20 protein-coding genes, 1 tRNA gene and 1 riboswitch are annotated in these 23,990 nt (G+C 56.4%); of the genes, 5 read left to right on the top strand and 16 right to left on the bottom strand.

Annotated features, from left to right (window positions below):
* Positions 1–265 precede the first annotated feature (265 nt).
* From dppF to DEU53_RS17465, 9 genes are all read right to left on the bottom strand, one after another.
* Positions 266–1,276, bottom strand: coding sequence for a dipeptide ABC transporter ATP-binding subunit DppF (gene dppF, locus DEU53_RS17505; RefSeq protein ID WP_110867894.1), 1,011 nt, complete (start codon positions 1,274–1,276; stop codon positions 266–268).
* A complete protein-coding gene (dppD, locus tag DEU53_RS17500; RefSeq protein WP_008104610.1) occupies positions 1,266–2,252 on the bottom strand; it encodes a dipeptide ABC transporter ATP-binding protein in 987 nt (328 codons plus the stop codon). The genes dppF and dppD overlap by 11 nt, the downstream gene beginning before the upstream one ends.
* Before the next feature lie 12 nt (positions 2,253–2,264).
* On the bottom strand, positions 2,265–3,167 hold the full coding sequence (gene dppC, locus DEU53_RS17495; protein WP_110867893.1) for a dipeptide ABC transporter permease DppC: 903 nt from the start codon (positions 3,165–3,167) through the stop codon (positions 2,265–2,267).
* 9 nt (positions 3,168–3,176) lie between these two features.
* Positions 3,177–4,196, bottom strand: a complete 1,020-nt coding sequence (dppB, locus tag DEU53_RS17490) for a dipeptide ABC transporter permease DppB (RefSeq protein WP_110867892.1) — start codon at positions 4,194–4,196, stop codon at positions 3,177–3,179.
* A 198-nt stretch (positions 4,197–4,394) separates the two neighbouring features.
* Complete coding sequence (dppA, locus tag DEU53_RS17485; protein WP_101763804.1) at positions 4,395–6,005, bottom strand: dipeptide ABC transporter periplasmic-binding protein DppA; 1,611 nt, start codon at positions 6,003–6,005, stop codon at positions 4,395–4,397.
* Between the two features lie 1,044 nt (positions 6,006–7,049).
* A tRNA-Pro gene (locus DEU53_RS17480) sits at positions 7,050–7,126 on the bottom strand.
* 104 nt (positions 7,127–7,230) lie between these two features.
* Entirely contained in the window at positions 7,231–8,922 is a 1,692-nt protein-coding gene (eptB, locus tag DEU53_RS17475; protein WP_110867891.1) for a kdo(2)-lipid A phosphoethanolamine 7''-transferase, read from the bottom strand.
* A 269-nt stretch (positions 8,923–9,191) separates the two neighbouring features.
* Positions 9,192–9,620, bottom strand: a complete 429-nt coding sequence (locus DEU53_RS17470) for an organic hydroperoxide resistance protein (protein WP_101763806.1) — start codon at positions 9,618–9,620, stop codon at positions 9,192–9,194.
* Positions 9,621–9,719: 99 nt separating this feature from the next.
* Positions 9,720–10,184: a MarR family winged helix-turn-helix transcriptional regulator gene (locus tag DEU53_RS17465; RefSeq protein ID WP_110867890.1), complete on the bottom strand. Its 465-nt coding sequence runs from the start codon at positions 10,182–10,184 to the stop codon at positions 9,720–9,722.
* A gap of 62 nt (positions 10,185–10,246) precedes the next feature.
* Between DEU53_RS17465 and DEU53_RS17460 the strand changes: the two genes are divergently transcribed.
* The gene (locus tag DEU53_RS17460) at positions 10,247–10,840 is read left to right on the top strand and encodes an HD domain-containing protein (protein WP_110867889.1); all 594 of its coding nucleotides are present in this window, start codon (positions 10,247–10,249) and stop codon (positions 10,838–10,840) included.
* Between the two features lie 43 nt (positions 10,841–10,883).
* Here DEU53_RS17460 and DEU53_RS17455 read toward each other — a convergent pair whose 3' ends face one another.
* From DEU53_RS17455 to DEU53_RS17425, 7 genes are all read right to left on the bottom strand, one after another.
* Positions 10,884–11,180, bottom strand: a complete 297-nt coding sequence (locus DEU53_RS17455) for an HTH-type transcriptional regulator (RefSeq protein WP_008104629.1) — start codon at positions 11,178–11,180, stop codon at positions 10,884–10,886.
* Positions 11,181–11,427: 247 nt separating this feature from the next.
* The gene (gene uca / locus DEU53_RS17450) at positions 11,428–15,027 is read right to left on the bottom strand and encodes an urea carboxylase (protein WP_110867888.1); all 3,600 of its coding nucleotides are present in this window, start codon (positions 15,025–15,027) and stop codon (positions 11,428–11,430) included.
* A 79-nt stretch (positions 15,028–15,106) separates the two neighbouring features.
* The gene (locus tag DEU53_RS17445) at positions 15,107–15,742 is read right to left on the bottom strand and encodes an urea amidolyase associated protein UAAP2 (protein WP_110867887.1); all 636 of its coding nucleotides are present in this window, start codon (positions 15,740–15,742) and stop codon (positions 15,107–15,109) included.
* A complete protein-coding gene (locus tag DEU53_RS17440) occupies positions 15,742–16,449 on the bottom strand; it encodes an urea amidolyase associated protein UAAP1 (protein ID WP_110867886.1) in 708 nt (235 codons plus the stop codon). Before DEU53_RS17440 ends, DEU53_RS17445 begins: the two co-directional genes overlap by 1 nt.
* An 11-nt stretch (positions 16,450–16,460) precedes the next feature.
* Positions 16,461–17,207 carry an ABC transporter ATP-binding protein gene (locus DEU53_RS17435; RefSeq protein ID WP_110867885.1) on the bottom strand — a complete coding sequence of 249 codons (747 nt, stop codon included), beginning with the start codon at positions 17,205–17,207 and terminating at the stop codon, positions 16,461–16,463.
* Between the two features lie 10 nt (positions 17,208–17,217).
* On the bottom strand, positions 17,218–18,030 hold the full coding sequence (locus DEU53_RS17430) for an ABC transporter permease (protein WP_110867884.1): 813 nt from the start codon (positions 18,028–18,030) through the stop codon (positions 17,218–17,220).
* Between the two features lie 14 nt (positions 18,031–18,044).
* Complete coding sequence (locus DEU53_RS17425; RefSeq protein ID WP_061719325.1) at positions 18,045–19,103, bottom strand: putative urea ABC transporter substrate-binding protein; 1,059 nt, start codon at positions 19,101–19,103, stop codon at positions 18,045–18,047.
* 62 nt (positions 19,104–19,165) lie between these two features.
* Positions 19,166–19,260: riboswitch (guanidine-I (ykkC/yxkD leader) on the bottom strand.
* A gap of 407 nt (positions 19,261–19,667) precedes the next feature.
* Between DEU53_RS17425 and DEU53_RS17420 the strand changes: the two genes are divergently transcribed.
* The 4 genes from DEU53_RS17420 to DEU53_RS17405 are packed head-to-tail and all read left to right on the top strand — an operon-like array spanning position 19,668 to position 23,974.
* Positions 19,668–20,390, top strand: coding sequence for a FadR/GntR family transcriptional regulator (locus tag DEU53_RS17420; protein WP_110867883.1), 723 nt, complete (start codon positions 19,668–19,670; stop codon positions 20,388–20,390).
* On the top strand, positions 20,387–21,382 hold the full coding sequence (locus DEU53_RS17415; RefSeq protein ID WP_110867882.1) for an ABC transporter ATP-binding protein: 996 nt from the start codon (positions 20,387–20,389) through the stop codon (positions 21,380–21,382). The genes DEU53_RS17420 and DEU53_RS17415 overlap by 4 nt, the downstream gene beginning before the upstream one ends.
* A complete protein-coding gene (locus DEU53_RS17410; protein WP_110867881.1) occupies positions 21,379–22,440 on the top strand; it encodes an ABC transporter ATP-binding protein in 1,062 nt (353 codons plus the stop codon). The genes DEU53_RS17415 and DEU53_RS17410 overlap by 4 nt, the downstream gene beginning before the upstream one ends.
* A gap of 16 nt (positions 22,441–22,456) precedes the next feature.
* Complete coding sequence (locus tag DEU53_RS17405; RefSeq protein WP_110867880.1) at positions 22,457–23,974, top strand: ABC transporter substrate-binding protein; 1,518 nt, start codon at positions 22,457–22,459, stop codon at positions 23,972–23,974.
* Positions 23,975–23,990 lie beyond the last annotated feature (16 nt).

The raw sequence follows: 23,990 nt of genomic DNA, 5'->3' as shown, positions 1-23,990 counted from the left end.
TTTAACCTAAGCTTCTGAAAAACCTCTACTGCGCTGCAAGTTATGGATTTTATTCTACAGTGACATTGCTCACACAATGATGATGAAAATAGGAATTTGCCTTTACGATATATATCTTAATCAGGACCATTTGTTCACAGATGCAGTGGCGTAATGCTTTTGCCAAAGCTTTCGCGGTAACACTTTTTGTCGTTAATTTATCTCATGTATTAATCAGCAAAAAGAAAGGCTCCCGCAGGAGCCTTGATTCATTTATGGCAGTAATTTATGACACGCCTACCGGCTGATTTTCATCCTGATCAACCGCGAAGCAGGCGATTTGCTGATCGCCATATTGCTTCAGTTTTGGCTGCAGCTGAACGCAGGTGCCAAAACGACGACGGCAGCGCGCGTTAAACGCACAGCCCGGCGGCGGATTGAGCGGGCTTGGCAACTCGCCCGTCAGTTTGATGCGCTCGCGGCGATCGTCCGGGTTGAGGCGTGGTGTCGCCGACAGCAGTGCCTGCGTGTAAGGATGACGCGGATTGCTGAAGATCGCCTCTTTGCTGCCCTTCTCAACGCAGCGGCCGAGATACATCACCATCACCTCATCGGCGATATGTTCCACCACGGAGAGATCGTGCGAGATGAAGACGTAGGACAAGCCTAAATCCTGCTGCAAATCCATCATCAGATTCAGCACCTGCGCACGCACCGACACGTCGAGCGCGGAGACCGGCTCATCGGCGATCAGCACATCAGGATCGAGCATCAAACCACGCGCAATAGCGATACGCTGACGCTGGCCGCCCGAGAACATGTGCGGATAGCGATCGTAATGCTCGGTTTTCAGGCCAACCTTCGCCATCATCTCCAGCGTTTTTTCCTTGCGCTCCGCTTTGGTCAGCGAGGTGTTGATCACCAGCGGCTCTTCCAGAATCTGGCTGATTTTCTTACGCGGATTGAGCGAGCCATACGGGTTCTGGAACACGATCTGAATTTTCTGGCGACGCAGTTTCTGCGCCTGCGGATCGTGTTTCAACAGATCCTGACCGTGCCAGAACAGCTTGCCTTCGGTCGGGGTTTCAATCATCGTCAGCAAGCGGCCCAGCGTGGATTTACCACAGCCAGACTCGCCGACCACCGCCAGCGTTTTGCCGCGTTCGAGGTTGAACGAGACGCCATCCAGCGCTTTGACCAGACGTTCCTGGCCAAACAGACCTTTCTTCACCGGGTAGTGTTTTTTCAGGTCAATCGCCTGCAGCAGGTAATCCTGCTTATCGTTATCAAGACTCATAAGTCGGTCTCCCGGCATCATCCAGTGGGAAGTGACATTTGGCCTGGCGGCCAGGAATGTCGCGCAGCTCCGGCTCTTCGCGGCGGCAGCGATCGGTCACATACGGGCAGCGCGGATTTAACAGGCAGCCGGTTGGGCGATCGTATTTACCCGGCACTACGCCAGGCAGCGAGGCCAGACGCGCTTTGTCGGCAGCAAACTCCGGCAGCGCGCGCAGCAGCGCTTGCGTGTAGGGATGACGCGGCGCTTTGAAGATATCCACTGCTTTACCGCTCTCCACTACTTGTCCGGCATACATCACGATGATGTGCTGAGCCGCTTCGGCCACCAGCGCCAGATCGTGGGTAATCAGGATCAGCGCCATGTTCTCCTGCTTCTGCAACTCCAGCAGCAGTTCGATGATTTGCGCCTGAATGGTCACGTCGAGCGCAGTGGTCGGCTCATCGGCGATCAGCAGTTTCGGTTTGCAGGCAATCGCCATCGCGATCATTACGCGCTGGCTCATCCCGCCCGACAGCTGATGCGGATAGACATCCAGGCGCGAAGCCGGGTCGGGAATGCCCACCTGATCGAGCAGATCAATCGCACGCTGACGACGGGTACGTTTGCTGCCGCCCTGATGCACCTTCAGCGCTTCCATGATCTGGAAACCCACGGTGTAGCAAGGGTTGAGGCTGGTCATCGGGTCCTGGAAGATCATCGCTACTTCGGCGCCCACCAACTGGCGGCGCTCTTTTTCGGAAATTTTCTGCAGGTCGCGCTGATTGAATTCCAGTTTCTCGGCCATCACGCGGCCGGGATAATCGATCAGGCCCATAATCGCCAGCGAACTGACCGATTTACCGGAACCGGATTCCCCGACGATGCCGACTACCTGGCCTTGCTCGACCTGATAGCTGATGCGGTCAACCGCACGGAACGGTGTTTTTTCGTCGCCGAAATGCACCGATAATTTGTCTACATTTAATAATGCCATCTCGGTGCCTCTTTACTGCTTGAGTTTCGGGTCGAGTGCATCACGCAAACCATCGCCCATGAGGTTGAATGCCAGAACCGTTAGCAGAATGGTCACTCCAGGGAATGTCACCACCCACCAGGCACTTTGCGCATACTGCAACACGTCGGAGAGCATGGTGCCCCACTCCGGCGTTGGCGGCTGCGCCCCCATACCGAGAAAGCCCAACGCCGCCATATCGAGGATGGCGTTGGAGAAACCTAATGATGCCTGCACGATCAGCGGTGCCAGGCAGTTAGGCAGAATATTGATGAACATCTGGCGCAGCGTACCGGCACCCGCCACGCTTGAGGCGGTAACGTAGTCGCGGTTAACTTCAACCAGCACCGCAGCACGCGTCAGACGGATATAGTGCGGCAAGGCGACGAAGGTAATCGCCAGCGAGGCATTAACGATCGACGGACCGAAGATTGCCACCAGCACCAATGCCAGCAGCAGGCTTGGCAGCGCCAGCATGATATCGACCACACGCATAATGATGGCGTCAACCACGCCGCCAAGGTAGCCAGCCATCAGGCCAAATATCACGCCGAGAATCAGCGACAGCACGACGACCATGCAGCCAACCAGCAGCGACAGGCGCGCGCCGTACATCAGGCGCGACAGCACATCGCGGCCCACGTCATCGGTACCGAGGATGTAGCTCCAACTGCCGCCTTCCTGCCAAACCGGCGGATGCAGCAAGGCATCACGGAATTGCTCAGCCGGTGCGTGCGGTGCCAACACATCAGCAAAGATAGCGATTAACAGCATCAGAACGATGTAAACCAGGCCGATAACCGCGCCTTTGTTACGCCTGAAGTAGTGCCAGAATTCCTGCAACGGGGTCATCGGCTTGGGTGCAGCAGTTACGCTTGCGGGATCAACAGCAGACATGATTCCCCCTTATTTCTTATGACGGATACGTGGATTGACCACGCCGTACAACAGATCAACCAGCAGGTTGACCACGATGATCAGAATCGCCACCAGCAACACGCCACCCTGCACCACCGGATAGTCACGGCGTTGCAGCGCTTCGATCAGCCAGCGACCGAGTCCCGGCCACGAGAAGATGGTTTCGGTCAGAATCGCACCGGCCAGCAGCGTACCAACCTGCAAACCAATCACGGTGACGACCGGCAGCATGGCGTTACGCAGCGCATGCACCACAATCACACGCATACGCGTCAGCCCTTTGGCGCGCGCGGTGCGGATGTAATCTTCACCCAGCACTTCCAGCATCGAGGAGCGCGTCATACGCACGATCACCGCCAGCGGAATGGTGCCGAGCACGATGGCCGGCAGAATCATGTGCATCACCGCATCTTTAAAATCGCCCTCTTCGCCCCAGAACAGCGTATCGATCAGCATAAAGCCGGTGAGCGGATGACTGTCGTCGAGGAAGATGGTGTCGCTGACGCGCCCGGAGACCGGCGTGAGGTTCCACTGCACCGAGACCAGCATGATCAGCATGATGCCCCACCAGAAAATCGGCATCGAGTAACCGGTGAGCGAGATGCCCACGGCGGTGTGATCGAAGATCGAGCCGCGTTTCACCGCGGCCAGCACGCCAACAGGAATGCCGACAGCGACCGCGAACAACATGGCGCAGATGCCCAGTTCCAGCGTGGCTTTGAAGCGTGGTACGAATTCGTCCCAAACCGGGATGCGGCTTTTCAGCGAGATGCCGAGGTCACCGTGTAAGACGCCGTTGATGTAGGTGATGTATTGCTTCCACATCGGCTGATCGAGGCCAAACTGCGCCATCAATTGTGCGTGACGTTCAGGAGAGATACCGCGTTCGCCAGCCATGATCAGTACCGGATCGCCGGGGATCAAGTGGACAAACGCGAAGGTCAATAACGTGATACCGATGAACGTTGGGATGACAAGGCCCAAACGTCGGAGTATGAATTGCAGCATAAGCCTGGTTCTCTGACATTTCCCACAGCGTTACCGCCGGGGACAACATTGCTCAACACTCGCAGCCAGCCAAAGGCGGACGCGACGCAAGAAGCGCTTCATTAGTAGAATTTGCCGGAAAAAAAGAGCGGAATACGGGCGGCGAAGGTGCCGCCCGAGGGCCAGCAATGCTGGCCCTGACCGCGATAATCCGAAAGGTTATTCCTGGATATCGACGTTTTCGAAGTGATGTTTACCTAATGGATCAACCACATAACCAGAGACTTTCTTACTCACTGGCTCGTAGACGGTTGAGTGAGCGATGATCAGCGCTGGAGCCTGGTCATGCATCACTACCTGAGCCTGTTTGTACAGTTCAATACGTTTGTTGTGATCGGCTTCAGCACGGGCTGGCTGAATCAGATCTTCAAACGGCTTGTAGCACCAACGTGAGTAGTTAGAACCGTCTTTCGCCGCTGCACAACTGAACAGCGTGGCGAAGAAGTTATCCGGATCCCCATTATCACCGGTCCAGCCCATCATCACGGTCTGGTGTTCACCGGCTTTCGCGCGCTTCAGGTACTCGCCCCATTCGAAGGTGACGATTTTGGCTTTCACGCCAATTTTCGCCCAGTCAGCCTGAACCATTTCCGCCATGCGACGTGCGTTCGGGTTGTATGGACGCTGAACCGGCATTGCCCACAGGTCGATGGAGAAACCATCAGCCATACCTGCTTCTTTCAGCAGCGCTTTGGCTTTCTCAGGATCGTAAGCGTAATCTTTGATGTCGTCGTTGTAGCCCCACATGGTTGGTGGGATCAGGTTTTTCGCGGCCTGGCCAGCGCCCTGATAAACGGCATCAATGATGGCTTGTTTGTTCACCGCCATGGTCAGTGCCTGACGCACCTTCACGTTATCCAGCGGCTTTTTCTCGGTGTTGAACGACAGGTAACCGACGTTCAAACCAGGCTGTTCCATCAGGTTAATTTTGTCGTCTTTCTTCATGCTGGCGATGTCGGCCGGGTTCGGGTACGGCATGACCTGGCACTCGCCTTTCTGCAGTTTCGCATAACGCACAGAGGCGTCTGGCGTGATGGAGAACACTAAGCGATCAATCTTCGGCTTAGTGCCCCAGAAGTCTGGGTTAGCTTTATACAGAATGCGCGAGTCTTTCTGATACTGCTGCAGTACGAACGGACCGGTGCCCACTGGATTGAGGTCCAGCTTCTCAGGCGTGCCCGCTTTCAGCATGTTGTCGGCATATTCTTTAGAAATGATTGAGGCGAAGTCCATGCCGAGGTCAGCAATGAACGGCGCTTCTGGACGCGTCAGCGTGAAGCGTACGGTGTAATCGTCAACTTTTTCGATTTTGGCGATCAGCTTAGGCATGTCCATGCCTTCGAAGTATTCGTAGCTGCCGCCAGAAACACCGTGATATTTGTTGTTTTTGTCGAGCTGACGCTCGAAGGAGAACACGACGTCATCGGCATTGAAGGTGCGGGTTGGCTTGAAGTCTTTGGTGGTTTGCCACTTCACGCCCTGACGCAGGTGGAAGGTATAAGTTTTACCGTCCGCGCTGACATCCCATTTTTCTGCCAGACCTGGCTGCAGCTCGGTGGTACCGGTTTTGAACTCAACCAGACGGTTGTAGATCGGTACGGAGCTTGCGTCGTAGGTGGTACCCGATGTGAAGAGCTGCGGGTTGAAGCCTTCCGGCGAACCTTCTGAACAATAAACGAGGGTTTTCGCCTGGACACCAGCGGCAACGGTCATAGCAATCAGGCTGAGACCGACCTTCAGCATCCTGGATTTAGCCAGGGAGTTGATCATGTTTTGCTCCATTGTGATGTGATGTTGTGTGCGTCGCCCGACCTCTGATTTTTTTATGCGGTTCGGGCAGGTCAATTAAGAGTAAGCAAAATGTGAGCGGTTATTTTTTTGTGCTGGCACCGTGGAATCTGTCAGACACGTCCTTCTCTACATTTTATTGACGCATCAATTTGTCAACAGTTGCAATGAACGTCAATACAGTGTGGGGTTATTTACATAGAGTGTGACTAAGTGCAAGCAACGATAAAAAACACCCTTCTCAGCCTAAGCCAAAATTAAAAAAGGTGATAAAGCGCTCAATGCCGCGTGATTATCTGGCTATGTAGTCAAATAGCAGTGATTATCACCGCTAAAAAACACACAAAACTTATTGGTAAATGTTGAATATCTGAACGATTCTGCGTGCGTTATGACGTTCAGGCAGCGGAATGTGCTAGGGAAATGGCATAAGAAATCAGCATGATGCATAAACCGGTCATAAGAAGAATGTTTCGCGAATTAAGCCTGCGGGTTCCATTTGGCGTGGGGTGCAAGCTTGAAAGTCGGAATAATAGTGATCATTTTTGATTTGAGAGATGGAACGGTTGTATGTACGGGTTTTGCTGATTATTGGTACGTTGCTCAGGAAAGGCGGCTCGAACGCAAAGTCGGCGTGAATACGTCCCTGTAGCCTCGACCGCCGCATCCCTGCGGCGGACGCTTTGCTAACCGAGCCGCCTTCCCATCGCCCGAACGATGGGTTTCGCTTTAAAACAGAGCGCAGCGGAATTTGACAAAGGATGGGATACGGACCGCGGAGTAAAGCTTCCGGCGCATGGACAAAAACGCCGGGAGCGTTTTTGAACAACGCGCAGCATTGGCCCGCGAAGCGGGCGAGCCTCAGGGATGAGGCGAGTAACCGTCGGCAGAGCCCACAGGGATGTGTCCACGGCGACTTTACGGAGCGGCCCGTATTTCATCCTGATACGCACCTAACCAGTGAAGTAATCCACGCATATTACAGACGAAAAAAAACCTGCTTATAAAAGCAGGTTTCTTCAAAGATGGTCGGCGAGAGAGGATTCGAACCTCCGACCCACTGGTCCCAAACCAGTTGCGCTACCAAGCTGCGCTACTCGCCGATGGGGGCGCATATTACTGCGCTGCTAAAAAAGCGTCAATGCCTTTTACTGAAAACCCAACTGATCGCCTGGAAAGCAAGCAGCGGTCAACAACCCCAAAAAAATCACAGCGCTTTAGCAGGCGCGGCCGCTGGTGCTGAACACCAATTATTTGCGCCTTTAATTCCGCCGTCCGGCGAGGTGTAGCCGAGGCAACCCATGATGGTGTCGAACAGCTCAACATGGCGATGGGTTTTACCCACGCGCTGCTGCGCCTGTAAACGTTCGAAGTTGCTGCGGTTGGTTGGATCTTCAAGATACTTATCAGAAGCCCACACCATCATCGGTACACGGAACTGCTCCGGTGGCGCCATCTCGCGCGGCGTACCGTGCAAGTGCATATTCTCGCTGATTGATTCACCGTGATCGGAGGCGTAGAACACAATCGCCTTCTTATCACGCAACTGATCGAGCACGCTATCCAGCATGGTATCAACGTATAAAATCGAGTTGTCGTAGGCGTTAATCAACTGCGCTTTACTGCACTTCTCATCAACGCCCATGCACTCCGGCTGATAGCGCGCGAAGTCTCGCGGATAACGTTGTGAATAAAGGTAATGCGAGCCTTTGGTGTGCAGAATCACCACGTGCTTGCCTTTCGGGAAGCGCTGTAACGATGCCTGCAACTCCGGCACTAACAGCATGTCATCGACCGCTTTGCCCTGATTACGCTTCTCTGAACCAATCTGCTCGCGGAACGAGAAGTTATTGGTGTCAGCGTTATCGTAGAACCACACTTCGCTCTGCATCGCGAACAGCTCAGACGTGAAGCCCAGCTCTTTCAACACGGCGAAAACATTTTGTTCTTTCAACGTGCGGCCCGGATTATCCATGGTGCCGCCTTCGCGCACGAACATGCAGCGCAGCGACAGCTTGGTGGCGGTATCACAAGATTCACCACGGAACGCGACCAGGTTCTTCTCTTTCGACAGCTTCGGCGTGGTATCACGATCGTAGCCGAGCATGCCCATGTGATCCCAGCGCGTGGTTTCGCCAATCACAAACACCATATAGGTATCGTCGATGCCCGCAGGCGCGACGTAAGTAAACTCTTTTGCCGGATCGAGTAACTTCTGGCCATCCCACTCTTCATCAACTTTGGTCCAGGCGAACAGGCCTAGCGCGGCAATCCAGTTGGATGGCAGATACGAGTGCGCCACCACGCCGCCATAGCTCGGCAAATCGATGTTGGTGATCTCTTCATTCACCTTCTGCAACTTGTCGAAATAGCGAATCGGCAGCCAGACCAGCGCCACGCTCAGCAGCATAACGGCTACCGGCTTAAGACGTTGGCCAGGCGTTTTAAGTTGTTCAATCAGTGTCTGGCTAAGCTTATTGCGCCAGATAAGCAGCAGCGGCAGCGCACTCACCAGCACCATCCACAGCACGAAATGCAGACCAATCACTTCTTTAGAGAGATCGATATCGGTGGTCATCACCGAGGCGATAATGCCGTAGCCAATCACCACGTTGAAGAACGCCATGTAATAGGCGGCGGCAACAGAGATGATCACGGTGAGTGTGGCGAGAATGCGGTAAACCCATTTGCCGCCCAACGACAGCAAGCGCATCAGGAAGAAAGTCAGCAGTACCGCTGCCATCACTTCCGCCGCTGCAGAGAGCCAGTTAGAGATATTGGATTTCGTTAAGAAGCCGTCAAAGCGGCGATAAAATATCGGTAAATTCAGTAAGATACCGAGATATAACGCAAGCAGCAGAGACAGCTTTTGCTGCGTTAAACTTTTAATATAATTCATGAAAATTTTCTATTCCCGACCTGGTGTCGTTGTATCAACCGTTATGTGACTGTTTAAAGACAGCAGAGTTCGCTAAACCGCAGTAAAAGCGTGACGCAAGATGCAGGATCGGGACGATTCCGACTGGCGAAAGGGCGATGGCGCGAAGCCGAGCAGTAGAACATTTAACCAATGGTAAGACCAGATAAATTTTCTAATCGAACCGGTCAGCGTTTTATTCAGATGTGAAAAAGGCTCCCGCAGGAGCCTGTTATCGTGAATAACATCAACTAGTTGATGATGTTCAGCGTCACGTCGATATTGCCACGCGTTGCGTTTGAGTATGGGCAAACGATGTGTGCCGCATCCACCAGCTTCTGCGCTTCAGCTGCATCCATCTCTGGCAGATGAATATTCAGTTTGGCTTCAATACCGAAACCGTTCGGGATTGGGCCAATGCCAACTTCGCCTTCAATCCACGCATCTTTCGGCATCGAAATCTTGTCGCGGCCAGCCACAAACTTCATCGCGCCGAGGAAACACGCTGAATAACCTGCAGCAAACAGCTGCTCCGGGTTAGTCACTTCGCCGCCTGCGCCACCCATCTCTTTTGGCACGCCCAGTTTTACATCCAGCACGTTGTCGGAAGAAGTAGCACGACCATCACGACCGCCGGTAGCTTTAGCTTTTGCAGTGTAAACAACTTTTTCTAAAGACATAATAACCTCATTAATTCGCTATATAATCGCGCACTACTTATTATGCGCAAACCTGAACGTCATCTTTTGGGTTGTCGGGACAGCGACTTCCCCTGTTTATTAATTGGCGCGGTAAAGGCTATCGCGCAACTCGTCTAACTGAGCTTTCAGAGATGCCATCACCTGGTCATCGCAGGCTGTTGCGCACTGAATGGCCTCCGGAATACTTTCTGCTTTGTCACGCAACGCACGACCTTCATCGGTCAGCGTTACCACAACCTGACGCTCATCCTGACGGGAACGCTGGCGATGCAATAAACCCGCGCTCTCCAGACGTTTTAACAGCGGCGTCAGCGTGGCTGAATCAAGAAACAGCTGCTCGCCAATCTCAGAGACCGTCACATCGTCCTGATTCCACAGCACCAGCATCACCAGATATTGCGGATAGGTAATCTCCAGCTTTGATAGCAGCTGGCGATAGACTTTGTGCATCGCGAGATTCGCCGAATACAGCGCAAAGCAGAGCTGCTGATCTAACTGAAGTGGCGCCTGCTTCACTTTTTTGTCATCTTGATTACTGTTCATGGGTTTCAATATAAATAGCGCGCTAGATAATTGCAAGCGACTTTTCTCTGGGAGAGTGAAATATGCGAGATTCACTGGAAGAGCAAGCGCGCCGTTATGCCACTGAGGCGCATGCCGCTGCGGGTCAACGTCGCAAATACACTGACGAGCCTTACATTGTGCATCCGGCTGCCGTCGCCGAATTAGTGCGTAGCGTTACCGATGATGAACAGATGATTGCAGCCGCCTGGCTGCATGACACGGTAGAAGACACACCCAGCACCATTGACGATATCGAACGCCATTTCGGCCCGCGCGTGGCGGAACTGGTGGACCAGCTCACCGACAGCGCGCAGCCTGCGGCAAAAAACCGCGCCGCACGTAAGCTGGCGCATTTTCGCCACACCGCCGATGCCTCGCCCCAAGCGCAAACCATCAAGCTGGCCGACATCATCGACAACACCCGCGCCATCGTGCAGTACGATGCCGACTTTGCGCGCGTCTATCTGGTGGAAAAGCAGATTCAGATTCAGCTGTTACGCCAGGGCGATAGCCATCTTTGGCGGCAGGCAGAGCAGACCATCAAACAAGGGCTTGCGCAGTTAGCGCAACCGCCGTACAGCGTGCCGGAGAGCTGGTTCGTTAAACAGGCAGCAAAGTATGGCGCCATAAATTAAAAAACCCGCCATCAAGGCGGGTTGGATCATCCCGAAAAAGGGATTACTCCAGCAACTGACGCCCTAAATAAGGGTTGGCCTGCAACAACTTCATCAATTTACGCGCCGTAGCGGAAGGACGTGTACGTTGCGCCTCCCAGCTTTTCACTGACGAAACGCTAACACCCATCACACGGGCAAATTCGTCAACCTGCATGCCGGTCATCTCGCGTAAACGCTGCGGCTCGGGAACTGTAGTCTGATTGATTGAAATTTCTGATACGGATGGCTTCGCGTCACGTGTCAAAACAATCTGCTCAAGGCTGCTGAGCAACTCGACCATGGGATCTTTTAATTCCATAGAGAACTCCTTAAAAACTCACTATGAAGCACGTGAAAGTAGAGAGGTAAGCGCCACCAGGCGCTGAAACCGGACGATCAGGCTGTATCCCGAAGCGGTTTCGCATAGTTATTATCAAACCGATGCGGGACACAGCCTGTTGAGCACTGCAAAAGATGTCAGGGCAATGCAACAATAGTTCGGGTTTCTAAGTATGGGACATATCCCCGACTTTGCTGCCAGATTCCTGATTATTTTTTATTCTTTCTTATGCCACTTTTGGGTCGATCACCATAAGCAATTGACCTGCCTGCACTTGCTGCCCAGACTGCCGCGTCAGACTATGGATTTTTCCACTGACGGGCGCGACGATCGGGATTTCCATCTTCATTGATTCGAGAATGCCGACCGTGGCCCCCGCACTGATTTCACTGCCTTCCTCCACCAGCCATTGCCACACGCTGCCCGCCACCTGGCTCTCAACGGGATGACAACCGGCTGGCACCACACTCTCTTCGCTGCTCTGCGCTTGCAGCTGGCTATCGAAGGTAAACTGCCCTTCCGCTCGCCAGCACGCTAACTCCTCATCAAACGCCTGCTGGCGCTGCTGCTGGAAGGCATCAATCTCCTGCGCGTGCTGCGTCAGCATCGCCTGATAGTCGGCGAGGCGGAATTCACCCTGTTCCACGCGTAGCGGATAATCGCCCCACGGGAAACGCTCACGAATCTGCAGCAACTCGTCGGCATCTACCGGATAAAAGCGAATTTGATCGAAGAAGCGCAGTAACCAGGGCTGGGTAAACGCAGCTGTGGGTCGATCGCGGTTCCACATCTGCATAGTGCGTCCAACAAACTGATAGCCGCCCGGCCCTTCCATGCCGTACACGCACATATAAGCGCCGCCGATACCGACCGAATTTTCCGCCGTCCAGGTGCGCGCCGGATTGTATTTGGTGGTCACCAGGCGATGGCGCGGATCGAGTGGCGTAGCCACCGGCGCACCGAGATAGACATCGCCCAATCCCATTACCAAATAAGAGGCGCTAAATACGATCTCTTTTACCGACTCAATGCTATCCAGCCCATTGATGCGGCGAATAAATTCAATATTGCTTGGACACCACGGCGCATTCGGTCTGACGGATTGGTCGTAGCGCACAATCGCTTCACGACAGGCCGCATCATCCCAGCTAAGTGGCAGCCAGACGGTGCGCGCAGGCACGGCCGCATCGGCCAGGCTACCCAATGCTAAATCAGCGTGCAATATTTGCGCCACTCGCTCACTTCTGCCACATATTTGTGCGTCATAATGAATTTGTAGCGAGCGGATGCCAGGCGTCAATTCCAGTTGCCCCGGCAGCGGATGCGCTTCCAGCCATTGCATCAGCGCATGCACGCGAAAACGCAACGCGATATCCAGTTGTAAATCGCCATATTCCACCAGCAGAAAACGATCGCCCGCCGCCCGAATACAGAGCGAAGGACGTTGCTCCGTTGCCGCATGATGGTGCAGAACCGGATCAATTAAGGGCAGCGCCGCGTTCACTGTAATCGGTTGAGATTGCAGTTTGATGATCTCGTCACGCTGCGCCTGCGCCAGTTGATCGGCGGTGGCAAGTTCGATCGGCTGGAACTGGACGCGATCGCCAGCTTTCAGCTGCCCCAGCTTCCAAAGATCGGCTTCGATCACCGTTGCCGGACAAACAAAACCTCCCAGCGATGGGCCATCCGGGCCGAGGATCACCGGCATATCGCCGGTAAAATCCACCGTGCCGAAGGCGTACGCATTGTCGTGGATGTTCGAGGGATGCATGCCCGCTTCGCCGCCATCGCTGCGTGCCCAGGTCGGTTTGGGGCCGATCAGGCGAATGCCGGTGCGGCTGGAGTTGTAGTGCACTTGCCACTCAGCGGCAAAAAATTCCGCGATGTCATCATCGGTGAAGAAGGTTGGCGCGCCATGCGGACCGTAAATCACCCGCAGCTGCCAGCTGCCGTTCAGTGACGGCAGCAAATTATCCGGCAAGCTGGCCGCTGTCAGCACCTGCGGCGCGGCGAGATGCAGCACATCACCGGCGCGCAGCGCGCGTCCGGCATGACCACCAAATTTGCCGAGGGTGAAAGTGCTGCGGCTACCCAGATAGCGCGGCGTATCGAGGCCACCGGCCAGCAGCAGATAGCTGCGGCTGCCATCTCGTACTTCGCCCAGCGTCAGCGTTTGCCCGGCCTGCGCCGTCAGCCGCTGATGCATCGGTATCATTTGTTGATCAAGCTGCGCGGCAATCGGCGCGCCGGTCAGGACAAAACTGCAGGCCTGGTTGAAGCGCAGCGTCGGGCCACGCAAGGTGATCTCCAGCCCGGCGGCCTGCGCATCATTGTCTAACAGGCGATTACCCAGCTGGAACGCGCGGCTGTCGAACGGACCGGAAGGCGGCACGCCAACATGCCAATAACCGATGCGGCCCGGCGCATCTTGCACTGTGGTTAAGGTGCCGCCGCTAAGAATATCCAGCGTTGGCGGCTGCCACTGCAGGGTGCCGAGCGTGGCGGTGATGATGCGTCCCTGCTGCACGTCCGGCAGCGTGCACAGCTGGCGCAGCCATAGCAAATTGGTTTCGATGCCGTACAGTTCGGTGGCGGACAGCGCCTGCGCCATGCTGCCTAGCGCGCTGGTCCGGTCAGCGGCATGCACGATAAGTTTCGCCAGCATCGGATCGTAAAATGGCGAAACCTCCATGCCGCTCTCAACGCTGCTGTCGATGCGCAGCGTAGCGCCCTCAATCGTAGTCGGGAACTGCACATGGCTGAGCAATCCCGCGCTGGGCTGGAACTGCTTAGCCGGATCTTCGGCGTAAAGCCGTACCTGAATGGCGTGACCTTGCGCGACCGGCTGCAAATCGGCCAGCGGCGGCAATTTTTGCTGCGCCAGTTCCACCATCCAGCGCACCAAATCAACGCCATACACCATTTCGGTGACGCCATGTTCCACCTGCAAGCGCGTGTTCACTTCGAGGAACCAGAACTGCTGGCTGGCATCGTCATAAACATATTCCACCGTGCCCGCGCTGCGATAGTTCACTGCCCGCGCCAGCCTTACGGCGGTGGCCTGCAACTGCGCGCGCACCGCAGCGCTCAAGCCCGGTGCGGGCGTCTCTTCCAGCACCTTTTGATTGCGGCGCTGGGCCGAGCAATCACGCTCGCCGAGCGCGATGACTTCACCTGCGCCGTCGCCAAAAATCTGCACTTCGATATGGCGCGCACGCGCAATAAACTTCTCTAAAAACACGCCATCGTCGGCGAAGTTGTTGCCAGCGAGGCGCTTCACGCGGGTAAATGCCGCGTCGAGCTGTTCGGCATCGTCGCAGCGCTGCATGCCAATGCCGCCGCCGCCCGCGGTGCTTTTCAACATGACCGGATAGCCAATCTGCGCCGCCATCTGCTGCGCCTCGGCCAGCGAAGCCAGTAAGCCGCTGCCCGGCAGCAGCGGCACGTTATTCTGTTCAGCCAGCGCACGCGCGCTGTGTTTCAGGCCAAAGGCCGCCATCTGCTCGGCGCTCGGCCCAAGAAAATGCACGCCCGCCGCTTCGCAGCGCGTGACAAACTCCGGATTTTCACTGAGAAAACCGTAACCGGGATGCAGCGCCTGCGCGCCACTCTGCGCGGCTATCGCCAGTAATTTATCCTGATTGAGATAAGTGTCTCGCACCTGACCTTCACCGAGCGACCAGGCTTCATCCGCCAGACGCACATGGCGCGCATGACGGTCGGCTTCGGCGTACACGGCAATCGCCCGGATATTCATGGCTTGCAGGGTTCGAATAATGCGCACGGCAATCGCGCCACGGTTGGCAATTAATACGCGATCAATCATGACTGAATACTCTCGTTGCGGCAGGTCGTCCTGCGTAGCATTGACGGCAGAAAACGGGTCGTCCCGTTGCGTCAGAGAATCACCACACGTTGACTAAAATCGGCGTTGGGTTGTAACCGTTGCAGGGATTATTGAGCTGCGGGCAGTTGGAGATCAGCACCAGCACGTTGATGCGCGCCAGCATCTCAACATATTTGCCCGGCGCAGAAATGCCGTCGGCAAAGGTCAATCCGCCATCCTGCGTCACCGGCACGTTCATGAAAAAGTTGATGTTGTGGGTGATGTCACGACGCGTCAGGCCAAACTCCGGCTGTTCCGCCACCGCCAGCATCCAGCTATCGCGGCACGAATGCATATGGCGCTTCTCCAGGTCATAGCGCACCGTGTTGCTTTCGCACGAACAAGCGCCGCCGAGCGTGTCGTGACGGCCGCAGGTATCGGCAGTGATGGTCAGCATTGGGCGATCAAAGTTCGAGCGCAGCACGCTGCCGGCCGTCAGAAACACATTGTTCTGCCCGCGCAGCGTGTCGCTCATGCTGTAGCGTTCGGCGGTGTCATCAGCATTGAAAAACAGCGTATCGGCGGCTTGATTGCCTTCAAGATCGGTGATGCGTAGCGTTTGGCCCGCCTCGATGCGCTGCAGCCAGTAATCACCGGCATCAATTTGCTGCTGGAAGCGCGCTTCGGCTGGATTGCGCTGACTTTCGATGATCATCACATTTCTCCTTGCAGTTGATACAGCGCGTTATTGCGCAGACCGCGCTGATTCTCGTCGCGCTCGAGACACATCGCCGGCAGCGGCGCGTATTGCGCATCCAGTTCGATCTGCACCGGCTGGCGCGGATAATCCTGCGATGCGCTGAGCGGATGCGGGCAAGTGTGCAGCAGCACCAGCGTGTCCATCGCGAAACGTAAACGCACGCTGGCACCCGCCGCGCCCTGACGTTCCAGCTGCAAAGTGCCACTGTTGTCGGCGCGCACCTGCGCAAACAGGTTGAGGCAGGACGCGATATCGCGCTGGCCGAGCCCATATTTGGCCAGCTCGACAAGAAAACTGTCGTAGCCATTTTGATGGCGCAGATTGCGCGCCTGCTGATAGGTGCTGGTACCAAAACGCGCGGCGGTTTGCGCGGCATTCAGCGTGCCGCACACGCTTTCGTGCCAGCCGAAGCTGTCGTGTTCGATGCCGCAGAAAATACGTCCCATATCTGAATAGAGACAATGACCGGCGGTGAGGCGGAAAGTGTGCTGGCACTTCAGGGTGTCGGGCGCGTTATAGCGCTCCAGCAGGTTTTCCGGGTTGTAAAACAGCAGGCCGACGTTGGCGCCACCTTCGACATCGGTGAGGGTCAGCGCGCTGCCGCTGCGCATCACCAGCGACCAGTGTGCGCCGCTCGGCAACAAGGTTTGGTAAGGCTTCATGGTTTTCTCCTTTAGGCGACCTGCGGTTCGGATGGCTGTGCGCGATCCAGCGGCAGATCGTAAGTGATGGTCGCGCCCCAGGCTTCAGGCGCGTGCGGATCGTGGCGCAGCTTGTCGAACACCAGCAGACGCGATGCAAGGCTAAATCCCTCTTTCAAATCGTGGGTGATCATGAAAATGGTCAGGTTATGCTGCTGCCACAAACGGGTGATCAGTTGGTGCATCTCGCTACGGATGCCGGGATCGAGTGCGCCGAAGGGTTCATCGAGCAGCAAAATGCGCGGCTGCTTCATCAGCGCCTGCGCCAGCGCCAGACGCTGCTGCATGCCGCCCGACAGCTGATACGGATATTTATTCTGTGCCTGTTCAAGCCCAACCTGCGCCAGCATGGCCTGCGCGCGCTGGCGAATCGCCCGGCGCTTCTTTCCCCACACGCGGCCCAGCCAACGCGCACTGCTGAACTCGTCGCCCAGCATCACGTTGCCCAGCACCGTCAGATGCGGAAACACGGAATAACGCTGAAACACCACGCCGCGATGCGCATCCGGTTCGTCGGGGATAGGTTCGCCATCCAGCAACAGCTGGCCTTTGCTGGGCGCTTCAGTGCCGAGCAGCACATTCAGGAAGGTGGTTTTGCCGCAGCCGGACGCACCGACAATCGCCACAAACTCGCCCTCTTCAACCTCGATGTTGAGGCGCTCCAGCACCACTTGCTGGCCGTAATGTTTCTCAAGGTTTTTCAGTTGCAGTAACGGCATCGCTCGCCCCTTATTTCGCGTGATACCACGGCCAGCAGCGACGGCTAACCAGCCGCAGCAACAGGTCGAGCAGGAAGGCCAGCAGCGCGATCCACGCCACGTAGGGCAGAATCACATCCATTGCCAGATAACGCCGCATCAGGAAGATGCGATAACCCAGGCCTTCCGTGGCGGCGATGGCTTCAGCGGCAATCAGAAACAGCCACGCCGACGCCAGCGACAGCCGTACCGCATCCAACAGGCGCGGCATTAGCTGCGGCAGGATCACGCGCCACAAAATCTGTGCGCTGTGCGCGCCGAGCGTCTGCGCTTTTACCAGCTGCTCGCGCGGGATCTTCTGCACCTGCAGCTGCAAATCGCGGGCAATCAGCGGCGTAATGCCGATGACAATCAGCACCACTTTCGATACTTCGCCGAGACCAAAACAGATAAACAGAATCGGCAGAATCGCCAGCGGCGGCACCAACGCAAACAGCGTCACCAGCGGCGCCAGCACCGCCCGCACCACCGGCAGCGCGCCGGTGAACAGACCCAGCGCCAGCGCCAATAGCGCGCTGATCGCCACACCACACAGCAAACGCAGCAGACTGGCGGCGGTATCGCTCCACAACAGATATTCGCCAGTGCGCGGGCTGGGCTGAAATGCCATGCGGCTGATGGCGTCGCCCATGGCGTTAAAGCCCGGCAACAGCTTGTCTGCCGCATTCAGACTGAGACGCGCCTCCGACGCGAACAGATACACCAGCAGCAGCGCCAGCAGCGGCAGAATGCCCAGCAGCAAGCGCCCCAGCGGCAGCGGTTGGTAGTTGATCAACTTACGCATCGGCATCGCCTCGCTTACAGCTGCCCGGCGGCGGCCATTTTGGTGTACTCATCGGTGAAGCGCAGTTTGAGGTTACCCGCATCGCCCCAATTGCCCGCAGGCGTTGCCACGCCAACCACATCGGCGCTCGGCGCGCCCTCGCCCAGCAAACCGTGCTTAAACGAGAACTCGGCGACCATCTGCATGGTGGCTTTGAGCTGTGGGCTTTGGACGAAATCGAGGGTGGTTTTGGCATCGCTAAACAGATGCGTGGCGGCCAGCTGCTGGTCAAAGCCCGCCAGATCGGTGCCGGAAGCCTGCGCCATTTGTGTACGTGCCGCTTTAGCGCTGTCGGTTGGGCCGGACATGGTTTTCAACGTTTCATACCATGCGCCGGTCAGCGCTTTGCCGAGCTGCGGATACTTCTGCAGCGTGGCGCTGTTGACCACCAGCAGATCGAGGATTTCGCCAGGAATTTGCGCGGAAGAGAAAATCAGATGGCTGTTCGGCTGCTTCTCCGCTTCGGCGAGCAGCGGATTCCAGGTAACGATAGCGTTGACGTCGGCAGTGCCGAACGCCGCCACCAAATCGGCATCGGCGGTGTTCACCACTTTGACGTCTTTCTCGCTCATGCCGGATTTCTCCAGCGCCCGCGCCAGCAGGTAATGCGAAACCGAGAGTTCGACCAGATTGATCGGCTTGCCTTTCAGCGCTGAGAGGTTGCCCGCGCCTTTTAGCAGAATGCCGTCGTTACCGTTGGAGTAATCGCCGACGATCAGCGCCGTGCTATCCACGCCGCCGGTGGCCGGAATGGTCAGCGCATCCATGTTGGTCATGGTGCAACCCGCAAAACCCCCGGCGGTGTATTGATTCACCGACTCGATATAGTCGTTAACCTGCACAAACTGGATATCGATGCCGTATTTGTCAGCCCATTTTTTGACGATGCCGCTCTGCTGCGCGTAATCCCACGGCATCCAGCCCGCGTAGATCGACCAGCAAATCTTAAAGGAGGGTTTGTCGGCGGCCAGCGTGTTGACGCTGAACAGCGTGATGGTGCAAAGCAACAGCAGGCGAAGGCAGGCTTTGATCATGATGGTTCCTCTGGCGTTAACGGACGAAAAAAAGCAGGAGGCGGCGAGCAACGTTCTCGCTTTCCTCCCGGGCTTTTTTCCCGCCGTGTAACCGTCAGAGGACGGTCGGTCACTCTCGGACCAGCATCTTTCGACCGGAACCCTAGTGACCCATTGCAAATTGTCTGGCGACCTCGGTTGCCCGCTATCGCTCCTGCATCTGCGTTAACACATACAAAATAGATGCCAAGGTTATATCCCGCTGAAAACCATCGGTTATTCACCCACCGTGCGTCACCGCACTGCTGGCATTGCACAGATAAGCAGCGCGCGCGCACCACCGTGAAGCAGTATGCCGGTGAGGACGTTGACGCTTCTCGCAATTCACAACCGGCACTGAAAAAACTTTTGCTTTGCGATCATGTGGTTATTACACATTGATGACACGCCAATCCGAACCAATTAAATATTGGTTCACTTCTTGCCTACGCTAAGAAAGCTGCCGAATTCGCCTTTCATCAGGAAAAGTGCTGGATACGCGGCGATTACCGATCTTTTTCTGATGCATAAGCAGGCGAACCAATTATGAATGACACGCCAGAAACCAGCCGCAACTCCAGCACCGCACTTGAGCAACTGCGCCAGCTGATTCAGCAACAGGAGCACACGCCCGATCGCGCGCTGCCCACCGAACGTGAGTTAGCCGAGCGGTTTGGCATCGGTCGTCGTGAAATTCGCCGGGCATTAGATGTGCTGGAAGAAGAGGGCCGCATCTGGCGTAAACAGGGCAAAGGCACCTTTGTTGGGCCCTCCGCGCCAGTGCAGCCGCTGGTGCTACAGGATCTGCCACAGCAATCGAATCTGCTTGAAGTGATGGAAGCGCGTTTGCAGCTGGAGCCGGGGCTGGCAAGTCTTGCCGCCCTGCGCGCCACCAAAGAACAAATCGCCTTAATGAATCGCCTGCTGGAGCGCATGCACGCCATCACGCCGCCTGAAGATGGCGATCAGCATGAACTGTGGGACAGCGCCTTCCATCGCGCCATCGCCGAAGCGGCGGGCAATCGTTTGATGCTCGGGCTGTTTGATGCCGTCGATGCGGTGCGCCGCGATCCCGGCTGGCAGCATTTGCGGGTGCAGGCGCGTACCCCGGCACGCCTGGATAACTATGACACCCATCATCAGCGGCTGGTGATGCACATCGCCCAGCGCCAGCCCCATGAAGCGGCAGCGGCGATGCGTGAGCATCTGCTTGCGCTGCAACAGGCGCTGATGGAAACGCTCTATTCCCGTCAGGAGGAAGCGCCATGACCGCACATCCCGTTTTATCGCTACGCAATCTGCGCGTGCAGTTTCGCGGCTCGCTGGTCACGGTACTGGATGATATTTCTCTGGAGCTACAGGCGGGAGAAACGCTGGCGCTGGTCGGTGAATCGGGCTGCGGCAAAAGCATCACCTCACTCACGTTGATGGGTTTGCAGCCTGACAGTGCGCAAATCTTGCAGGGCGACATGCTGTTTGATGGCCGCGATCTGCGCCAACTCAGCAGCAGTGAATACGCCAGCCTGCGTGGCAACCAATTGGCGATGATTTTTCAGGAACCGATGACCTCGCTTAATCCAGCCTTCACGCTTGGCGATCAGCTGAGCGAAGCGGTGATGCGCCATCGCAAAGTGAGTAAGCGCCAGGCAATGGACGCGGCGCTGGCGATTCTGCAAAAAGTGCAAATTCCAGCAGCGGAACAGCGGCTGAAAGCCTATCCGCATCAGCTCTCCGGCGGCATGCGCCAGCGCGTGATGATTGCCATGGCGCTGATCAACCAGCCAAAACTGTTGATTGCCGATGAACCCACTACCGCGCTCGACGTCACCATTCAGGCGCAAATTCTGGCGCTGTTGAACACCCTAAAACAGGACACTGGCACCGCAGTATTGATGATCACGCATGACCTCGGCGTGGTAGCGGAAGTGGCGCAGCGCGTGGCGGTGATGTATGCCGGTCAGGTGGTGGAGAGCGGCAGCGTGGAGCGTATTTTCAACGATCCGCAGCATCCGTACACCATTGGCCTGATGGGCTCAATTCCCAGCCTGAGCGCGCGTGAAGGGGCGTTAGCCACCATTCCCGGCCAAGTGCCGTTGCCGGAAAACATGCCGACTGGCTGCCGCTTTGCCACGCGCTGCCCCTTCGCCGAAATACGCTGCCACCAGCATCGTCCGGCGTTGCGCGCACTGGCGAACGATCATCAGGTGGCCTGTTTCCGCGCTCCGTTAGAGCAACACGTCACGCTGGGAGAAAGTGCATGAAGCCGATTTTAGAGTGCCGCGATTTAAGCAAAACCTTCTCCACCGGCAACCGGCTTTTTTCACGCAATCGCGGCGTGACGGCGGTCGATCGCGTTGCGCTACAGGTGATGCCGGGCGAAACGCTGGCGATTGTCGGCGAATCCGGTTCCGGTAAATCGACGCTGGGACGTTTGCTGCTGCGTTTATTAGCCGCCAGCGCCGGCGACGTGTTCTATCAGGGTGAAAGCATCACCGATGCCAGCGGCGCGCGACTCAATCAGCTGCGTCGCGAATTGCAGATTATCTTTCAGGATCCGTTTGCCTCGCTCAATCCGCGCATGACGGTGCAGCAGATTGTGGGCGAACCTTTGTGGCTGCACGAAAAGATGAGCCGCGATCAGCGCCACGCGCGCGTCGCCGAACTGCTACGCACCGTTGGCCTGCCTGCGGCCTGGGCCGAACGTTACCCGCACGAGTTTTCAGGCGGTCAGCGCCAGCGCATTGGTATTGCTCGCGCGCTGGCCTCACAGCCGAAATTACTGCTCGGCGATGAGCCGGTTTCAGCGCTGGATGTGTCCGTGCAGGCGCAGGTGGTGAATCTGCTTGAGAGCCTGAAACAGCAGTTTGGCCTGACGATGATTATCGTGGCGCACGGTTTGGCGGTAATCCGCCATATGAGCGATCGCGTGGCGGTGATGTATCTCGGTCAGATTGTCGAACTGGCCAGCGTCGATGAGATTTTTGATGCGCCGCTCCATCCTTATACGCAAGCGTTGATTGCCTCCGCGCCACAAATGCAGCCGGGCGTCAGTCGCACCATCCCAATGCTGCAGGGTGATTTGCCCAACCCAGCAGATCCCCCGAGCGGCTGCCGTTTTCATACCCGTTGTCCCTATGCCACAGCGGAATGTCGCCAGTTTGAACCGATTAATCAGGTGCTGAGCGGCGGCCGTCAAATTGCCTGTCACCGCTGGCAGGAGATTAATCGCGATCGCAGCGTCATCACCCTTGCGCCACCTTCCGCCGCTTTTTTACGTCGCCGCGCCCTGTTTGAGCAGGCGGTGAATCAGCAAGCCTAACCTCTGGAGATACACCGTGAAGCAAGCTCGTCATACGTTATTAACCGCCCTCAGCGGTCTGTTACTGCTCGGGGCTAGCGCCCACAGCCAGGCTGACAGCGTGATTCGCATCGGCCTGGGCGCCGATCCCGACATGCTCGATCCGCATCTGGCGCGCACCTATTACGGCCGTTTTGTGTTTGCGGCCATGTGCGATCGTTTGGTCGATGTTGACCAAAACCTCAAAGTGGTACCGGGTCTCGCGACCGATTGGACGTGGAGCGAGGACGGCAAAACGCTGACCATGAATCTGCGCAGCGGCGTGACCTTCCACGATGGCGAAAAATTTGATGCGCAAGCGGTGAAATTCAATATCGAACGTGCGCAAACGCTGCCGGGTTCGCTGCGTAAAAGTGAAATCTCCTCGATTGAAAGCGTGGAAGTGAGCGGCCCGATGCAGGTGAAGTTCCACCTGAAAAACCCGGATGCGGCGCTGCTGAGCCAGCTGACCGACCGCGCCGGAGCCATGCTGGCACCGGAAGCGGCGAAAAAGCCCGATTTCGCCGCTCATCCGGTCTGCTCTGGCCCGTATCAGTTCGACAGCCGTGTTCAGCAGGATCGCATCGTGCTGAAGCGCTATGACAATTACTGGAATAAAGGCGCCTATCACTTCGATAAGGTGATTTTCCTGCCGATCCCGGATGCTTCAGTGCGCCTCGCGAACCTGCGTGCGGGCGATTTGGATCTCACCGAAGGCGTGGCCGCCAGCGATGTGAAAACCGTTGAAGCCGATAGCAAACTGGCGCTGGCAAAAGTCACAGGTCTTGGTTATCAGGGCATCACTTTCAATATCAACAACGGCAAAGTCGATGCTAATAGTCCGCTGAAAGATGCGCGGGTGCGTGAAGCGTTCTCACTGGCGATTGACCGTGATGCGCTGAATCAGGTGGCGTTTGAAGGCTTATATACGCCAGCCAATCAGGCGTTTTCACCGGTCAGCGCGTATCACGTCAAAACACCGATCGCACCGCGCGATGTTGAGAAAGCCAAAGCACTGCTGAAGGCTGCGGGTGTTACCACACCGCTGAATCTGACGCTGCTGGTCAGCAATAACCCGACCGCGCAGCAGGTGGGCCAGGTGATTCAGGCGATGGTCGGTGAAGCCGGTTTCAACCTCAATCTGCAAATGAGTGAGTTCGCCACCCTGTTGGATCGCCAGCAGCGTGGGGATTATCAGCTTAGCCTGTCGGGTTGGTCTGGTCGTCCGGATCCGGACGGCAGCATCTATTCGTTTATTAACAGCAAAGGCACGCTCAATGACGGACGCTACAGCAATGCGCAGGTCGATGAGTGGCTGAATGCCGCGCGTCTCACCAACGACCAGGCACAGCGTCAGGCGCTCTACACCCAGGTGGTGAACCAACTGCAAAGCGATATGCCGATTGCATACCTCTACTTTGAGCCACGCATTTTTGGCATGTCGAAAAAACTGCAGGGCTTCAAAGCCTGGCCGGACGGATTGGTACGTTTGGCTGGCGTAAGTCTGGCGCAGTAAACCGCTAAGGAGCGAG

The sequence above is a fragment of the Pantoea sp. AG1095 genome, assembly GCF_003208415.1.
Taxonomy (GTDB): Bacteria; Pseudomonadota; Gammaproteobacteria; order Enterobacterales; family Enterobacteriaceae; genus Pantoea; species Pantoea leporis.
Note: the sequence above shows the minus strand (reverse complement) of the source record. Positions and strands in the feature narration are given on the sequence as shown.

Bases quoted from the DNA above. Each gene is read 5' to 3' on its own strand.
- DEU53_RS17445 (WP_110867887.1), bottom strand. From the start codon at position 15,742: ATGATCATCGAAAGTCAGCGCAATCCAGCCGAAGCGCGCTTCCAGCAG.
- dppB (WP_110867892.1), bottom strand. From the start codon at position 4,196: ATGCTGCAATTCATACTCCGACGTTTGGGCCTTGTCATCCCAACGTTC.
- DEU53_RS17455 (WP_008104629.1), bottom strand. From the start codon at position 11,180: ATGGAATTAAAAGATCCCATGGTCGAGTTGCTCAGCAGCCTTGAGCAG.
- uca (WP_110867888.1), bottom strand. From the start codon at position 15,027: ATGATTGATCGCGTATTAATTGCCAACCGTGGCGCGATTGCCGTGCGC.
- DEU53_RS17425 (WP_061719325.1), bottom strand. From the start codon at position 19,103: ATGATCAAAGCCTGCCTTCGCCTGCTGTTGCTTTGCACCATCACGCTG.
- eptB (WP_110867891.1), bottom strand. From the start codon at position 8,922: ATGAATTATATTAAAAGTTTAACGCAGCAAAAGCTGTCTCTGCTGCTT.
- dppA (WP_101763804.1), bottom strand. From the start codon at position 6,005: ATGATCAACTCCCTGGCTAAATCCAGGATGCTGAAGGTCGGTCTCAGC.
- DEU53_RS17435 (WP_110867885.1), bottom strand. From the start codon at position 17,207: ATGCCGTTACTGCAACTGAAAAACCTTGAGAAACATTACGGCCAGCAA.
- dppC (WP_110867893.1), bottom strand. From the start codon at position 3,167: ATGTCTGCTGTTGATCCCGCAAGCGTAACTGCTGCACCCAAGCCGATG.
- dppF (WP_110867894.1), bottom strand. From the start codon at position 1,276: ATGAGTCTTGATAACGATAAGCAGGATTACCTGCTGCAGGCGATTGAC.
- DEU53_RS17420 (WP_110867883.1), top strand. From the start codon at position 19,668: ATGAATGACACGCCAGAAACCAGCCGCAACTCCAGCACCGCACTTGAG.
- DEU53_RS17440 (WP_110867886.1), bottom strand. From the start codon at position 16,449: ATGAAGCCTTACCAAACCTTGTTGCCGAGCGGCGCACACTGGTCGCTG.
- DEU53_RS17415 (WP_110867882.1), top strand. From the start codon at position 20,387: ATGACCGCACATCCCGTTTTATCGCTACGCAATCTGCGCGTGCAGTTT.
- DEU53_RS17410 (WP_110867881.1), top strand. From the start codon at position 21,379: ATGAAGCCGATTTTAGAGTGCCGCGATTTAAGCAAAACCTTCTCCACC.
- DEU53_RS17470 (WP_101763806.1), bottom strand. From the start codon at position 9,620: ATGTCTTTAGAAAAAGTTGTTTACACTGCAAAAGCTAAAGCTACCGGC.
- DEU53_RS17460 (WP_110867889.1), top strand. From the start codon at position 10,247: ATGCGAGATTCACTGGAAGAGCAAGCGCGCCGTTATGCCACTGAGGCG.
- DEU53_RS17465 (WP_110867890.1), bottom strand. From the start codon at position 10,184: ATGAACAGTAATCAAGATGACAAAAAAGTGAAGCAGGCGCCACTTCAG.
- DEU53_RS17430 (WP_110867884.1), bottom strand. From the start codon at position 18,030: ATGCGTAAGTTGATCAACTACCAACCGCTGCCGCTGGGGCGCTTGCTG.
- dppD (WP_008104610.1), bottom strand. From the start codon at position 2,252: ATGGCATTATTAAATGTAGACAAATTATCGGTGCATTTCGGCGACGAA.